Origin of the sequence: Photobacterium sp. Hal280 (assembly GCF_037162255.1) — a bacterium.
Taxonomy (GTDB): domain Bacteria; phylum Pseudomonadota; class Gammaproteobacteria; order Enterobacterales; family Vibrionaceae; genus Photobacterium.
Genome location: NZ_JARLUO010000001.1, coordinates 1191321 through 1206911, shown reverse-complemented (window position 1 = coordinate 1206911; position 15591 = coordinate 1191321). Strand labels below are relative to the sequence as shown.

Genomic DNA, 15591 nt, shown 5'->3' with positions numbered 1-15591 from the left:
ACAACACGGCCGCATCCATCGATACGGCCGTGAAAGCAATTAAAGCTCGACGATCAACTTACCTTTATTCTCACCGGAGAACAGCAGGTTAATCCCTTCAATCGCACTGTCCAGCCCCTGCAACGTATGGGCGCGGTACTGCAGTTTGCCATCCATCATCAGTGCTGCCAGTTTTTGGCCGTATTCCGCAAACCGATGGAAATGATCCGGCATCGTAAAGCCTTGGATCATCAGTCGTTTACGCACAATATTCATCCAGTTTGGACCCGGTTGCGGTGTCGCGGTGTTGTAATCGGCGATCATGCCGCAAACAGCCACACGGCCATGGGCATTCATCCGTTGATAAATGTGCTCCTGCGCAACGCCACCGGTATTTTCAAAGAATAAGTCAATGCCGTTGGGGGTTGCGGTTGCCAGCTTGGCCGCAAAGTCCTCATCGTGGTAGTTGACTGCGGCATCAAAGCCCAGCGTTTCCGTCAGCCAGTGGCATTTCTCGTCGCTGCCGGCCACACCGACGACCGTCACCCCTTCCAGTTTCGCTAGCTGGCCAACCATGGATCCCACAGACCCTGCTGCGCCAGTCACCACCAGGGTCTGTCCCGCTTGCGGTTTCAGCACTTCATACAGACCGTGATAAGCCGTCACACCCGGCAAGGCCACTACTGAGAGCAAGGCTTCCTGCGGCACAGACGTCGGTACGGGTGACAGGCCACCTTTGGCGACAAAGTATTCCGTCCAGCCCATCATCCCCATCACACGGGTGCCCACCGGATAATCCGGATGGCGGGATTCCACCACATCACCGATACCGCTTGAACGCATCACTTCCCCCAGCTCCACAGGCGGAATATAGCTTTCACGATCCGCGCTCATCCAGCCACGCATGGCCGGGTCCAGTGACATGTGGGTTTGCTTGACCAGAAACTCGCCCTCTGCGATTTCCGGTACTGGCTTCGAGACTTTTTCGAAGATATCTGACGTGATAGCGATGTCAGGACGTTTTTTCAGAAGAATGGCACTGTAATTCATGATCTTGTTCCTTTCGTTGTCTTGAGGCACACTCTAACTCTTGCTGAAAATGAAAATAAGACAGCAAAATAAAGAAACACTTTTGCTCAAAATGGGAAAATAAGCATGGATAAACTCAAAGCCATGGAAGTGTTTGTCACCACCTTACAGTGTGGCAGCATTTCTAACGCCGCAAAGCAATTACATCTTCCCGTCTCCAGCGCCTCCCGGCAGCTGAGCTGGCTTGAAGCGCAGCTCGGTACAGAGCTCATCAAACGCAGCACCCGAGCCATTAATCTGACTGAGGTGGGCAGAGCCTACCTGACACAATGCCAGCAGGTTCTTGAGCAAATTCGTCAGGCGGAAGAGTTGGTGAGTTCCTATCAGCAAACCCCATCGGGCATTCTGACTATCAGTTGTATGAGCCACTATTTTGACAGTCAGGTACTGCCGCATCTGAGTGAATTCGAGGCACTTTATCCTGAGATCAAACTCGATATCGATGTCTCTGACCGTTTGACCGATTTGTCGAAAGCAGAAACCGATATCGCGATTCGTGGCGGATACCTGCCGGATGAGCGTATTCACGCGCGCTTGTTATGCGACAACACGCCCCATCTGTGCGCCACACCTCAATACATTGAGCGATATGGCCTGCCGGCTGATCATACTGAACTGCATACGCATCATCTGGCGTACTACCGGAGTCCGAAACACATTTTAACCTGGGGTATCGTCAGAGAAGGGCAATGGCTGCCTCTGGAGCTGAAGCCGGATGTCGTTACCAATTCCGGTCGCTATATCCGTGAGCTGATGATGGCAGGAAAAGTGATGGCGCTGCTGCCAGACTGGTCAACCCAAGAAGACAGGGACGAAGGCAAGCTCATCAAGGTCGATCTGCCCGCGCCGATCTGCCTGTCTGCCGAGCGCCTGGGGCTCTATCTGCTGTATTACACGCCCCGTTATCAGGTGCCGAAAATCAGGGCAGCAGTCGATTTTTTCAGTCAGAAACTGGCCGTAAGCAGTTAACAGATAGCAGGCACATCACGCATGTTTGACTCTGGTTGACCTGAAGTGCCGGCACTCGCTGGGATCAGACCCCCAGCTTGCTGCGGAACATAAAGAACACCGCACCCAGCATACACAGCCCGGCCCAGAGGTAATCCAGTTTCAGCGGTTCTTTCAGATAATAAAACGCAAAAGGCACGAAGACAGACAGAGTGATCACTTCCTGCAAAATTTTCAGTTGCCCGACACTCATCACAGTAAAGCCAATGCGGTTTGCCGGCACCTGCAGCAGATACTCAAACAGCGCAATTCCCCAGCTCAGGAAAGCAGCGATGACCCAGGGTTTACTGTTCAGATCTTTTAAATGTCCGTACCAGGCAAAGGTCATAAAGACATTGCTGCACAACAGCAGAAAAATGGTAATCAGTGTAGGTTGCATAGAGAAAATGACTCAGTTTACCGGTCAGAGAATGCGCGGATTATAATCAGCACTTTTCGCCTTGTCATTGAAAATATACACCCACCTCAAAACCATCATAAGATATTGTTTAATATATACTTTTACAACAAAACAGCCCCATTCCCTTCTTCGGCCAGCGTATCTTCCGGGTTACGAAGCTGGCATCGGTTCAGTGACAGACAGCCACAGCCGATACACTCGCCCAGTGAATCCCTGAGTTTTTGCAATTTAGTGATACGCTCATCCAGCTGATGTCGCCATAAACTCGCCATCGCTTGCCATTCTTCCTGAGTCGGCGCGTGATCCACCGGCAGGTGAGACAGCGCTTCGCCGATTTCTTCCAACGACATGCCCAGCTGCTGCGCGGTTTTGATCACCGCAATCCGGCGCAGCACACTGCGATCATAGCGGCGCTGATTACCTGCGTTCCGCCAGCTCTGAATCAGCCCTTTCTGCTCATAAAAATGCAGCGCCGACACCTTGACATTAGAGCGTTCTGCGACCTGTCCGACTGTCATTTCCATCGTCAATCCTTACCTGCGGATCATCTGTATTTTATTCTTGACCTCAAGTTTACTTGAGGTTTTAAGCTCTGCCCATCACTAAAAATAACCCATAAGGAAACACGGATGTCACGCACTGCGACTTATCTCACCGGGCGCTTTTTTGATGGTATTTCATCCGGGATGTTCATGCTGGCACTGCCTTGGATCATGCTGAATCAGGGCGATATGGGGGTCTTCGTGGCAGCGGTCTCGCTCACTTGCACCGGCTTGTCATTCATTGCCACCCCTTTCACCGCCACGCTGATTGACAGACATTCACGCAAAGCCATTCTGATCATCGTTCAGGTGATTCAGTCACTGACCGCACTGTCTGTCCTGATCGCTTTCCGGTTTCAGGCCGATTCCATCGGGTTGCTGGCACTGGCGCAACTGATCTTCTGGCTGACCAATGATGTCGCCTGGAGCACCAATAATGCTTTCACTCAGGAGAACTATGACAAAGCTGACTACGCCAGAGTGACGGGTCAGCAGGAAGTCGTGATGCAACTGACCACACTGAGTACCGGGGCGGCGGGTATCGTGCTGCTGACATCCTGGTCGATGAGCGAGTTCGCCTTGCTGGCAACACTGGCCTCCGGCATTGCAGCACTGAGTTACGGGCTCACCCCCTATCGCCGCCGGCTGTTGCCCAGTCAGCCTCAGGCGTTTTTCAGACAACTGGCCGAGAGCAAAACCATCTTCACCCGCCAGCCCGCTTTCTACCTGTTTCTGACGTTATCCTGCCTGACTTACCCCATGCTCACTTATCTGGCGAAACTGGTGCCTGTGTATTTCTCTGAGCACAACATCAATGGCAGCTGGTTTGCGTCCTGGTCGCTGAGCTATGGCATCGGTGCCTTGCTGACCGGCCTGCTGGTGACGCGATTGCTGGCACGCATCAGCCATGAAAAAGCCATGATGTATTCGGTGATCACCATGGGCAGCCTGCTGATCATCATGGCCGTGTGGTTAACGCCGGTTGTTCTGGTTTCACTCACCGTGATCCTGGGCTTTTTCAACGCACTAAACCGTATCGCCCGTACCAATAAACTCAACCATGAAGTGAATGTGCATGAGCGCGGCCGGATAGAAGGCGGTCTGAAATTATTCTCGACACTGAGCCAAAGCCTGAGCTATGTCTTGATTGCCGCATTAAGCTACTTTCAGGTCACTGAAATGGGTTTTATCATGATGGGCGTCATTGTGATGCTATCGGGCCTGATCATGCAGCGATTGTACCGGAAAGGTTCCCACCTCCAGATTTCAATCGCCTGAGGACAAGACAATCACTGCTGCAACTTCCCTGAAGCGTTCGCTAGGGAAGTCTTTTCATTTTTTCCATCCAGTCCATCAGAAACTGCGCGAAAGCGATCACCTGTCTGGGCTGAAATTTGCGACCAGGATACACAAGCTGTAAAGCGACCGATTCGGTATCACTGAGACTCAGTCCTCTGACTTGATCATCAAACAGCACCTGTAACCGGCCATCCAGCACATCCTGCCGGACATCCCACCAGGACTTCATCGCGATACCGCACCCTTCCACAGCCCATTGACGCACCAATGCGCCATCGGTACAAATCATCGCCGGTTCGACGTCCACCGTCATGGGGCCCTTATCCGTGACAAAGTGCCACGCATTCATCACCTGTCCGGCCCATTCCATCACTAAACACCGGTGATGACGCAGATCATCGGGATGCGCCGGATGCCCCGCTTTCGCCAGATAAGCCGGTGACGCGCACACCACACGGCGATTCTGTACTAACGCCTTTGCAATCAGGTTGCTGTCAGGCAAATTACCCAGCCGGATGGCAATGTCTATGCCTTCATCCACCAGTTTGACCATGCCATCGGTCAGATAAAGATGCGGTGCAACTTTCGGATGCGCCTCTGAAAACGCGGCCAATGCCGGCGCCACATATTGCCTGCCAAAATCGGATGGCGCGGTAATCCGCAGGGAACCTGACAGCTCCGCCTCACATTGCATGAATACCGCTTCAGCGGCCTCAACCTCTTCCACGACCCTCAGACAAGCCTCGTAAAATCGGTAGCCCGCCTCAGTCATCGAAATATGCCGGGTATTTCGGTTCAGCAAACGGGTTTGATATCTGTGTTCCAGCTGATTCATCCGGGCGGTCATACTGGCAGGCGACAACCCCAGCTTCCGCCCTGCAGCCGCCAGTCCACCCGATTTCACCACCTGAACAAACAACGCCATGTCATCTGTCTTTGCCATATTATTCAGCTTTTGTGAAGTATGTTTTCGTATTTGTACCCATTATAAATATTTTCCGAACGAATACACTGTAAACGTCTTATCACTGAACCCAATGCTCGTACATCATTCTGGTGAATGTACGATGGCCCACGGAGATTTCTGATGTCAGATTCACGACTGTTTACACCACATCAACTTGGTGCTGCGATGCTTCCCAACCGGGTTGCAATGGCCCCAATGACACGATCCCGCACGACCCAACCCGGTGATATTCCCAATCATCTGATGGCTGAATATTATGCCCAGCGTGCCAGTGCAGGTTTGATCATCACGGAAGCCACACAAATTTCACCGCAGGGAAAAGGTTATTCTTTCACACCCGGTATCTTTACCTTCGAGCAAATACAAGGCTGGCGACTTATCACACAGGCCGTCCATGCCAAAGGCGGCATCATTTTTTCACAGCTCTGGCATGTCGGCCGGATGTCACATCCCTCATTCCACAGTGACGGCCAGCCTGTGGCCCCTTCAGCGATTGCACCTGACGCTCAAGTCTGGGTAGTTGGTGAAGACGGCGTGGGTAGCATGCAGGACTGCCCTGCTCCCCGAGCGCTGGAGCACCATGAGATCCAAGCGATCATTGCAGACTATCGTCAGGCAGCAATCAATGCCATCGAAGCCGGCTTTGATGGGGTGGAAATTCATGCTGCAAATGGCTATTTAATCGACCAGTTCCTGCGCACGACATCCAACCAACGCACCGATGAATATGGCGGCTCGTTAGCAAACCGTATCCGTTTTGCGATTGAGATTGTTGAAGCGGTCTGCAAGGCAGTTGGGGCCGAAAAAGTCGGGATCCGGCTGGCGCCTTTTATTACTCAGCGGGGCATGAATGATCCTTCAGTGACGGAAGCCATTTTAGAAGCGGCCAAACACTTCCAGCAGATCGGCATCGCCTATATTCACCTGGCCGAGGCAGACTGGGATGACGCGCCTCAGATCTCTCCCCAGTTCAGGACAGCGTTGAGAGAGACGTTTCAAGGCAGCATCATGGTGGCGGGTAACTATACTCAGGCAGCAGCCGATGAGTTACTGCAGGCCGGCCTGGTCGATATGGTGGCTTTTGGCCGCCCGTTCCTGGCCAATCCGGATCTGCCCTACCGCTTGCAGCATCAATTACCGCTGAATGTCATTTCCGATCCCAGCACCCTGTTTGGCGGAAACGAAACCGGCTACACCGATTATCCTTATTACAACCAACACGCTTGAGGAACCACGAATGAAAGCTGTCGCACTGACCCATTATTTACCTGTATCAAACCCGGACAGCCTGATGGATGTCGAACTTCCGGCACCGGCGGTATCAGGCAGAGATATTCTGGTGAGAGTGGAAGCCGTCTCGGTCAATCCGGTTGATACCAAAGTAAGAGCCCCAAAAGAGAAGATTGAACCTCAGCCGCGTGTATTGGGCTGGGACGCGGCAGGCACGGTCGTCGCTGTGGGTGAAGAGGTTACCCTGTTCTCCGTCGGCGACGAAGTCTTCTATGCCGGCGACATCACCCGTCCCGGCAGCAACAGCGAATACCAGCTGGTTGATGAGCGCATTGTCGGACATAAACCGCAATCGCTGTCGATGGCGGAAGCCGCCGCCCTTCCGCTGACCAGTATCACCGCTTGGGAAGGATTGTTTGACCGGCTCAAGATCAACCCCGACGGCGTGCAAGGCCAGCAAAGTTTGCTGATCATTGGCGGCGCGGGCGGTGTCGGCTCAGTGGCCATTCAACTGGCCAGTCAGATTTCAGGATTGAATGTCATCGCCACCGCATCACGGGAAAACACCCAGCACTGGTGCCATGAAATGGGTGCCGATCACACCATCAACCACCGGCAGGATATGGCGGCACAACTGGCTGAACTCGGCTTCCCGGCAGTGGATTATATTTTTTGCCTCAACGACACAGCCGGCCACTGGGCAACCATGACGCAAGTCATCAAACCCCAGGGCATGATTTGCAGCATTGTTGAAAGTGATGTGCCATTGGATATGGAACCATTGAAAAGCAAAAGTGCCGGTTTTATCTGGGAATTCATGTTTACCCGTTCGATGTATCAAACCCATGATATGGCTGAGCAGGGTCATCTGCTCAATCAGATCAGCAAACGGACGGATGCCGACTCCTTACAAACGACGCTGACGGAACACCTGACACCGATCAACGCTGAAAACCTGCGCAAGGCCCATGCCATGGTCGAGCAAGGAAAAATGATAGGAAAAGTGGTGTTGTCTGACTGGCAAAATTAACCAAGCCACACAGCTCCTCTGCCCTGCTCAATCAATATTGAGCAGGGCAGGAATCATATCACTGGATCACTCTCACTTTCTTTATTCACCGAGCCTGGCTTTCACGGGTTGCAGGACCAGGATTGCAGCACCAAACAAGGCGATAGCGAGCAGCGCCATACTGTATGGCCCGGCACTGTACGCGACACCGGCAACACCAGACCAGATCGCCACGCCCAAATGCATCATGGTCATGGCCAGTGACATAAGAACACCACGGTGAGTCACTGACAGTTCCGCGATATAGCTTTGCAACGCCGGAGAGCCAACTCCGCCGGCCAAAGCCCAGAGCAGCAGCAGTGGAATAACCGCGATCAGATTTTCCGCAGAAGACAGATAAAACCAGACAGTGACAACCACACAAACGCCCAGCGCAATTCGCATCACCTGGCGCCCACTCTCCAGCCGACCGGTCAAACGTGGCATCAGCATATTACCGATCACACTGATCACGCCAAGACCAGCATATACACTGCCTGCGACCCACATAGAGACACCCTGCGTATCCCGTAAATGCTGACCAACCAGATTAAACAACCCGATGCCGCCTCCCAAGCCAAAGCACATAGCCATCAAGGCACCCGCAGCACCGGGAATCGCCCAGAGTTTCACTTGAGCGTCTTTGTGCTCAGTCATCTGCCCGGCCCGGTTTGGCTGCCAGCCTGACACATACCACAACGTTGCGGCAACAAGCCAGGCACAGATCCCCAATACGACAAAGGCGGCTCGCCAGCTTACCGTTTCGGCCAGGGCAGCGCCTAACGCCGGGCTGGCAATCATTCCCAGCGTCAGACCCGACTGCACCCAGGCAATCTTTTTCATGGCATCTTCCCCTGCGGAGTCTGCCGCCAGAGCAAAAGCCACAGGCAACATTCCGGCACTGGCCAGTCCCGTGGCGACCCGGGTCGCGATCCCGGCCTCAAATGTCTCCACAAGCCCTGTTGCGATCGACGCCAGACCAAACAGGACGGATGCGGGAATCATCACGGCCAGGCGTCCATGCCGGTCAGAGTACGCCCCCAGTACCGGCGCTATCAATGCCAGGGCCACGCTGTAAGCGGTAATAAACAGGGTGACGCGCTCAGGAGCAACGCCCAGATCATGGCCGATAGGGACCAGTATCGGCCCTAGCATCAACTCATCAGCGCCGACCAGAAACGCAACGCAAAACAATACAATTGTCATCATTATTCTGTTCTCATCTCAGGCCAGAACCGCTTTTGCAGTGACCCCGGCAGACTGAATATCAATCACCCGGTCCGGCCAGCCGGCGACAAAATCCCGCTCGTGCGACACCATAATGACAGTCCCGTGAAAGTCGATCAGTGCTTGTTTCAGCGCCGATTTCACCGTGGCATCCAGGTGGGTAGTCGGCTCATCCAGTACCAGCAGGTTGACCGGTTGCAAGGCTAAACGGCACAGCTTCACTTTGGTCTGCTCTCCGCCGCTGAGCGACCCGACCGGCTGCAAGGCCAGCTTGCCAGACAGGCCAAAACGCGCCAAATGTTGTCTGGCCGCTTTGTCATCCATTCCGGGACAGACCGACTTCACCAGATTCACGGGGGTGGCATCTTGAAACGGCCAGTGCAATTCCTGCTCAAAGTAGCCCAGCCTGAGCCCTTGTGATAATTCCAGCTGTCCGGACACAGCTGCCAACTCCCCCACCAGGGTTTTCAGCAGAGTGGACTTTCCGATGCCATTGAATCCGGCAATCACAACTTTTTCACCGCGCTGCAGCGCCAGATTCATCGGAGGCAGCAAAGCGCGGGTATAGCCGATTTCCAGCCCGGTAGCCGCCAGCACGGTCTGGGCACTCAGCGGCGCAGCCCGGAAAGTAAACGACACCGCTTTTTCGGACTCCGGCGCTGTCATGCGTTCAATCCGTGCCAGCTGCTTCTTACGGCCATTGGCAATGCTCGCATTTACACCAGCACCGTTTTTGGCAATAAACTGCTCCAGCTTATCGATGTGCTTTTTCTGGGCCTGATACTGTTTGGCATGGGCCGCGTCGTCGCTGGCTTTCTGCGCCATCGCTTTCTCAACATTGCCTTTATATTTGCGGATGTGTTGTCTGTCGATATCACAAATGCCGGTCGCAATCCGGTTCAAGAAGGCCTTATCGTGCGACACCACCATGAAGGCCCCTTTAAAATCATTCAGATAATCGGCCAGCCAGTCGACATGCACGGTATCCAGGTAGTTGGTCGGCTCATCCAGTAACAAGACATCCGGCGACACCAGCAGCAGGGTCGCCAGCATGACTTTGTGGCGCTGACCACCACTCAGGGCGCCTAGCGGCGTTGCCATGCCGAACTGGCTGATCCCCAGTCCTTCAGCCACTGCCTCGACTTTGTGATTGATGACATAAAAAGACTGGCCTTCCAGCGTGGCCTGAATGGTCGCAGCCCGGGCCAGAAAACTGTCGCGGGTGCTTTTCTCCGGGCAGGCGTAAATCGCCATCATCTCGGCTTCCAGCGCGTACAATTCGGCATAAGCGGATTGCAGGTAACCCCGGACCGTCATCCGGGGATCCAGTTCTGCGTGCTGATCCAGATAACCAACCTGCACGGCAGGCTGCCAGAGAATATCGCCGCTGTCCGGCAGCAACTCGGATTGCAGCAATTTCAGCAGGGTACTTTTCCCCACCCCATTCTTGCCGGTCACCCCGATATGTTCGCCGGGAAACAGAATAAAACCGGCCTGCTGATAGAGGGTTTTGTCGCCAATGTGGTAAGTCAGATTTTGAATTGTAAGTAAGCTCATTGTGTTACATCCATAAAAAAACGAGGGGCGGTACAAGGCATACCGGCCCCTCGCTTCAAGCAATCTTGAAACTCGCTTCTGACTGGCGATCAGCCAGAAACGAAAAGGCCGACGATGAAGGTCATCGTCGGCCTGTACTCTGCATACATCAGATACAGACAACTCCCCTGAAGATCAGGGAATGACGGCTATATCTGATGAAGATTCAGAAGACATTCAGCTCCGAGCAACACTTCATCGTGTTCATGCGCGGAGCACAGTCGCCTGACAAAATTCTTGAATAGGATGTAAAACATTGCAGAGTGGTCCAAAAACATAATCCGGTCGCAAAATACGCAATTTTCGATCATGAGTCAACCGCATCGATTCTTGTATCTCGCTCATATCGTGCATCGGCGGCAGAGCACCGGAAATAACCCTCAGCCAAACAACACGGCCAATAGTCCAATCACAACCGCCAGCGCCAGTATGGCTTTCACCAGCAAACCAATATTGTCACTGCCACCATCAGGCGGCTGATTACAACATCCCACCGTACCTCCAAAGTCACAATCATTGCAGCACAAAACAGACAGACTAAAGCTTCCCGCCAGTGGAAGGTCAAGTAAAACTGTTACGCGCTGCACATTTCCCTTCGCCCGAACCCTAATTGGCGGGAATACTCAACCAATAGCATTTATGTTATGCATATGCGTTATCATCTTGTCATTGGAATGTCATATGCGTGTCCGAGCAAACATTGCCCGAGTGAGTCTCATCACTGCTGGCCTGCTTTTTCTTTCTGCCTGCAGCCAGAATGCCAGTAATGATGTCGGTTTGTATGCGCAAGCCAGTAATCAGCTCACCAGCCAGCTGGGCGACACGATGCAGGAAACCAAAACCTTACAGACCAAACGGGCAACCAACACACTGGCGCTGGAGCTGGAACGCCCCAGCACCCTGCTGACCTCAGACCGGCTGACGCAACAGGCAAAAACGTATGCCGATATCACCCAGCAGCAATTCGCACTTTACGCCCTGAACCGTTCCCTGCAGGACTACAGCCAGGCCCTCAGCGAACTGGCAGACGCCAAATACCGCGGCGACATTGATTACGCCGCTGCCAAACTCAGTGGTTCTTTGATCTCGGCGAACAAGCAGTATCAAACCCTGACCAATACGCCTCTGCTGGATGCCAGCGATGACACCTTTCACATCCTGTCATCCGCCATCGCGGGCATCGGCGCTACGGTCGCGGAATCTCAGCGACGCAAAGCCCTGAAAGACATCATCATCAAGGCCGATCCGACCATCAGCACAATCTGCGATACCATCAGCCAGCGCCTGTCATCCGGCAGGCTGTACGCCGCCCTGCTGTCGGAACGCCGGGATATGCTCAGTACCGACATTCGTCGCTTCAACATCATGAAATCACAGGGAAAGCTCAGTCATGAGGCCGTGATCGCGCAGATTGAGAGCCTGACTCAGCGCTCAGTGGATATCGCTTCAACCGCGCTGATTTTCAAGCAACTGGCTAAAGCCACGCAGACGCTGAAAGAGAAGCACCACGCAATCTCCCAACTGGTGGCGAACAACCAGTTCAGCGGTAAAGCCTTCATCCGTATTGCCGGTGAGCTCAGCGAAACCGGCCGTCATTATTCATCGCTGAACAATCTGCTGGGTAGCTGCGAAACCGGCTTTGAGCTCAGAGATGATCAACTTGTTTGCAAGGAGGGGTAAAATGACGGACAAACCATTGGGCGACTACCTGGTTGCAGCCATCGACGAGCTGCGCAAGGTCAAAGAAATCACCCTGGATTATGATCAGGCACTGCAACTACAGCAAGACATCAACAAGCTGCTGACCCAGCTCAGTGAAGCACTGGCCTTGCCCGATCTGGGCGTGACGCGTACCCAAAGTGCAGTGACCAATCTTGTCTCGCTGACCTCACTGGCGAAAAAAGCCAAACATGATCCCAGCAAAATCGCCGATGTCATTCTGACCACTTCGAAAGTGGTGCGTGTGGTCGAAAAAGTGCTGAAAGGGACCGGCGAAGCGCTGTTATAGAATCCAGGGGCGAACTCAGGCTTTCGGCAATCCGAAGCGGGATAAATATGACGCCGTCCTTGTGATTCATGGCAATAATGATAGGGAAGGAAGGCCGAGTCTGCTAGAATCCCGTGCCCTCAAACCTTCATGCCACTCTGGTATTCAACTGAAGCGTTGAGCGGAATCACCCAACCCAATCGGCCCCGGTACGTGAGCAACTCAGGAACGCGTTATGATGACAGATGAAGAAAGAATTGAATTACAAAAAAATAATCCATTGCACGGTCTGAAGTTAGAAACCTTACTGCAAGAGCTGGTTGATTTTTACGGTTGGGACATTCTGGATACGGCCATGCGTTTTAACTGTTTTCACACCAACCCATCGATTGCCAGCAGTGTGAAGTATTTGAAGAAAACCGACTGGGCAAGAGAGAAACTGGAAAACTTTTACCTGTACCGCTTCAAACGCATGCCTCGCGCAACAAGCGAAGAGTTCGAGTTGCCGCCACGCACCCGTACATTCCCGCACGGTCTACAGCCGAAAGAGCCAATGGAACTGACGGTTGAATCCATTCTGAAATCGCAAGCCAAAGCCGCATCAGCCCATAAAGAGCGCTCGTCACGGGGTCGTCACTTCCGTCGTTAACGCCCTGCTTCCCGGTAAATTCAGATAACGAAACGTCAGGCATGGATGCCTGTGTGAGGTATATCACTGCATTTACAGTGTAAAACGTGCCAAATCTGGTTCTGATTGACGTATCGCACTTAAAAACCAGCACTACATCGACACGTTACATGCCGTTTTTTTACTCTTCTGCCTGAGGCGCACTGAACGCTTTGCTGTAGAAACCTGACGTATCAAAGCAGCATACTCTCTTTTTGCCCGAAGCAAGCATGTCGCATGCGTCATGAATACGTTTCACCCGGGTCTTGGCCTGCTTGGCAGAAACTATCCAGTGAATCCAGTCTACACGGGCAATGGTCGTCGTCGCATCCCACATCGCACGGGCCTCAGGTGCCGCCGCCAACGCTTTCAGCAAATCATCCGGCACGTCCGGTTCAGGCTCCTCTCCGGCGAAAACCTCAAAATGTGCCATATCACCAACGCTGGTACCCGATGCCGAAAGCAGAGAATTGTCGATTCTCAGCCAATGGCTTTTCTTGCCATCCGGTTCAAGCAATACAGTGAACTGGTGACCGTTTAAGCTGCCAGACACAGTAATGCGGCCACGCCGTGGCAACGTCTCACTTGCCTCTTTGGGCAACACGACAAAAGCCCACTCACTGTCCCCGCCTGAGTCCCTGGGGCGAAGCAATCGCGCGTCAAATTCAGCACGGCTGTTTTCTTTTTCCATGATTTGATGATCTCCCTGTGAAAATTTCCCTGACCAACGAGATAGTATTTTAGCAGATGGTTATGATGGGGAAGTGAGTTTAGTCTCCAGATTCCTTTCATCCGAGTTTCTATTACGAATGCGCTTATAAATCGCAGCCGGGAGAAGCCCAGCCCCATTGATTATCCTTACTATATATTAATTTTCAAAGGCTTGCCTATTTACATAAGAACTAAGTGTTAGATAGTTATCCTTCATTTCAAAAATCATCATTGAAGCATCACCATCAATTTTGAGGATAATATCACCATCCTTTATCACATAGACTTTATTACTCCAACTCATGGATAAAAGGCTTACTTTAACCATAAGTCTTTTTATTGCCAATTCTACTTCTTTTATATCTTCGCCCATTAAGAACAATTTACCTTCGAACAATGGTGGTTGATATTTCAACAAAGTGGTTACCCCCTTTATGCTTTTATCAATTCCCAATGAATGAAAAACTTCAAGATCATTGATGATTTTACGATCACCAATGTTTTTAATTAATTCATACCTTTCTACTATGTCAGGACTTTCTTTTTCAAAGCTAATATTTTTGTTCATTTTATCAACGAAATCTCTATAGTGAACCATCGCATGGTACGAGCTATATAGGTAGTAACTTGCACCCAAAAAAGTTATTATCGATAGCAAAAATAGTGTAACATTTTTCATTTTTAGATTATTAACGAACATAACTCTTATAATTTAATGAAATAATAGTAAATAACACGAAGTCTACAACATCAGGCTTTACCACACTGGATAAAGTCTGAATTCATAACTCTTGAATACCATCCTCTCCTGTATCAGCAGAAGACCGTCATCCTTAATCCTATGCTGTAATATGACTTCTTATGTGGTGAAAAATCGGCAAGACTTTAGCGCTTGATACCATATCCATTTGTCAGATTACAACTGAATCTAAACCATCCAAAATCGTGACCAAACAGAGCAAAATCCCCAGAATTATCCAAACGTAATTAGCCCAGCTAAACCTTGCATTCGCCTCTCCGAAATCATCTTTCATCGCATAATTAATTCGTAATTGAATCTTATACAACGCACGGTATGCAAATGGCAGAATAAAAAAACTCGCAAAGTGAGTGTATGGCAGACCTAATTCTTTCATTGCCAATCGATCACATATTCCAGAAACAATAACCAGCAACACGTACTGAATAGCCTGCCACTCTAAAGCCGACCGCTCTTTTTGACTTGATGAAATCAATGACGAAATCTTATCGCATAGCGAATGCAAAAATAAAATGTCAAAAATCCCTCTAGCTATTGGCCAAACATCGCTGCCAACACTCTTTTTATATAAACTCCAGTTTTGATAACTCCAGTAAATACTGTATAGCCCTAACGTGCTGAGAAAAAGAATAGTGAATTTCTTTGGAGAAACCACATAAAACTCGTAGCTCTTTACTTCTTCATCGCCCACATTTGTAACTTCTGACGCCGCATTGACCATATACTTACTCCGTATTTTACATCTCCCAGATCACGAATGGCATCCACTTTCCCTCATCAGGCTTTGCCACACAGGGTAAGCCTGATGACGACATCGCCAAAAGCCGCCATGGCACAATCTGTCTATGGCATTGATTCAGCCAAACATAGCTTCAAGTATCCACGGTGACGATCATCAAGGCAAGACTTTGATACGCCGAACCATTTTATGATCGTCAGTAACCGGAAGGTGGGGACTGTATGTATGTCGCGCTTAAAGCCAGTGCCTTCTCCAGCATTCAGCGTTGCGCGCCAGACACTCTTTGCTGGTTCAAAGAGTGTACAGAAAAGCCTTTGATTTCGCTGGTGTTGTCCGGTGCGG

At 51.4% G+C, this 15591-nt stretch carries 16 protein-coding genes; 7 read left to right on the top strand and 9 right to left on the bottom strand.

All coding sequences use genetic code 11. The features are described 5' to 3' along the window. Positions 1-39: 39 nt before the first annotated feature. The gene (locus tag P4S53_RS05760) at positions 40-1029 is read right to left on the bottom strand and encodes an NADP-dependent oxidoreductase (RefSeq protein ID WP_337111816.1); all 990 of its coding nucleotides are present in this window, start codon (positions 1027-1029) and stop codon (positions 40-42) included. A gap of 105 nt (positions 1030-1134) precedes the next feature. Between P4S53_RS05760 and P4S53_RS05755 the strand changes: the two genes are divergently transcribed. Then, entirely contained in the window at positions 1135-2037 is a 903-nt protein-coding gene (locus P4S53_RS05755) for a LysR family transcriptional regulator (RefSeq protein ID WP_337111815.1), read from the top strand. Between the two features lie 64 nt (positions 2038-2101). Here the strand turns inward: P4S53_RS05755 and P4S53_RS05750 are convergent, their stop codons facing one another. After that, on the bottom strand, positions 2102-2455 hold the full coding sequence (locus tag P4S53_RS05750) for a DMT family protein (RefSeq protein ID WP_027250786.1): 354 nt from the start codon (positions 2453-2455) through the stop codon (positions 2102-2104). Between the two features lie 122 nt (positions 2456-2577). After that, positions 2578-3000, bottom strand: a complete 423-nt coding sequence (soxR, locus tag P4S53_RS05745) for a redox-sensitive transcriptional activator SoxR (RefSeq protein ID WP_337111814.1) — start codon at positions 2998-3000, stop codon at positions 2578-2580. A 105-nt stretch (positions 3001-3105) separates the two neighbouring features. Here soxR and P4S53_RS05740 point away from each other — a divergent pair, with 105 nt between their 5' ends. After that, entirely contained in the window at positions 3106-4296 is a 1191-nt protein-coding gene (locus P4S53_RS05740; RefSeq protein WP_337111813.1) for an MFS transporter, read from the top strand. Between the two features lie 40 nt (positions 4297-4336). Here the strand turns inward: P4S53_RS05740 and P4S53_RS05735 are convergent, their stop codons facing one another. Further along, positions 4337-5260 carry a LysR family transcriptional regulator gene (locus P4S53_RS05735; RefSeq protein ID WP_337111812.1) on the bottom strand — a complete coding sequence of 308 codons (924 nt, stop codon included), beginning with the start codon at positions 5258-5260 and terminating at the stop codon, positions 4337-4339. A 144-nt stretch (positions 5261-5404) separates the two neighbouring features. Between P4S53_RS05735 and P4S53_RS05730 the strand changes: the two genes are divergently transcribed. After that, complete coding sequence (locus tag P4S53_RS05730) at positions 5405-6511, top strand: alkene reductase (RefSeq protein ID WP_337111811.1); 1107 nt, start codon at positions 5405-5407, stop codon at positions 6509-6511. 10 nt (positions 6512-6521) lie between these two features. Continuing rightward, entirely contained in the window at positions 6522-7544 is a 1023-nt protein-coding gene (locus P4S53_RS05725; protein WP_337111810.1) for a zinc-binding alcohol dehydrogenase family protein, read from the top strand. An 81-nt stretch (positions 7545-7625) separates the two neighbouring features. Here P4S53_RS05725 and P4S53_RS05720 read toward each other — a convergent pair whose 3' ends face one another. Together P4S53_RS05720 and P4S53_RS05715 are read right to left on the bottom strand one after the other, a co-directional pair. Continuing rightward, the gene (locus tag P4S53_RS05720; RefSeq protein ID WP_337111809.1) at positions 7626-8771 is read right to left on the bottom strand and encodes an MFS transporter; all 1146 of its coding nucleotides are present in this window, start codon (positions 8769-8771) and stop codon (positions 7626-7628) included. Between the two features lie 15 nt (positions 8772-8786). Then, a complete protein-coding gene (locus P4S53_RS05715; protein WP_337111808.1) occupies positions 8787-10346 on the bottom strand; it encodes an ABC-F family ATP-binding cassette domain-containing protein in 1560 nt (519 codons plus the stop codon). 720 nt (positions 10347-11066) lie between these two features. On the opposite strand from P4S53_RS05715, the gene P4S53_RS05710 reads away from it, so the two are divergent. From P4S53_RS05710 to P4S53_RS05700, 3 genes are all read left to right on the top strand, one after another. Continuing rightward, a complete protein-coding gene (locus tag P4S53_RS05710; protein ID WP_337111807.1) occupies positions 11067-12065 on the top strand; it encodes a hypothetical protein in 999 nt (332 codons plus the stop codon). Position 12066: 1 nt separating this feature from the next. After that, positions 12067-12393, top strand: coding sequence for a hypothetical protein (locus P4S53_RS05705; protein WP_337111806.1), 327 nt, complete (start codon positions 12067-12069; stop codon positions 12391-12393). A 217-nt stretch (positions 12394-12610) separates the two neighbouring features. Further along, complete coding sequence (locus P4S53_RS05700; RefSeq protein WP_202601869.1) at positions 12611-13021, top strand: VF530 family DNA-binding protein; 411 nt, start codon at positions 12611-12613, stop codon at positions 13019-13021. 160 nt (positions 13022-13181) lie between these two features. Here the strand turns inward: P4S53_RS05700 and P4S53_RS05695 are convergent, their stop codons facing one another. From P4S53_RS05695 to P4S53_RS05685, 3 genes are all read right to left on the bottom strand, one after another. Beyond that, the gene (locus tag P4S53_RS05695) at positions 13182-13730 is read right to left on the bottom strand and encodes a YdeI/OmpD-associated family protein (RefSeq protein ID WP_337111805.1); all 549 of its coding nucleotides are present in this window, start codon (positions 13728-13730) and stop codon (positions 13182-13184) included. 177 nt (positions 13731-13907) lie between these two features. After that, positions 13908-14318: a hypothetical protein gene (locus tag P4S53_RS05690; RefSeq protein ID WP_337111803.1), complete on the bottom strand. Its 411-nt coding sequence runs from the start codon at positions 14316-14318 to the stop codon at positions 13908-13910. A 343-nt stretch (positions 14319-14661) separates the two neighbouring features. Beyond that, the gene (locus P4S53_RS05685; protein ID WP_337111802.1) at positions 14662-15231 is read right to left on the bottom strand and encodes a hypothetical protein; all 570 of its coding nucleotides are present in this window, start codon (positions 15229-15231) and stop codon (positions 14662-14664) included. Positions 15232-15591: the final 360 nt, after the last annotated feature.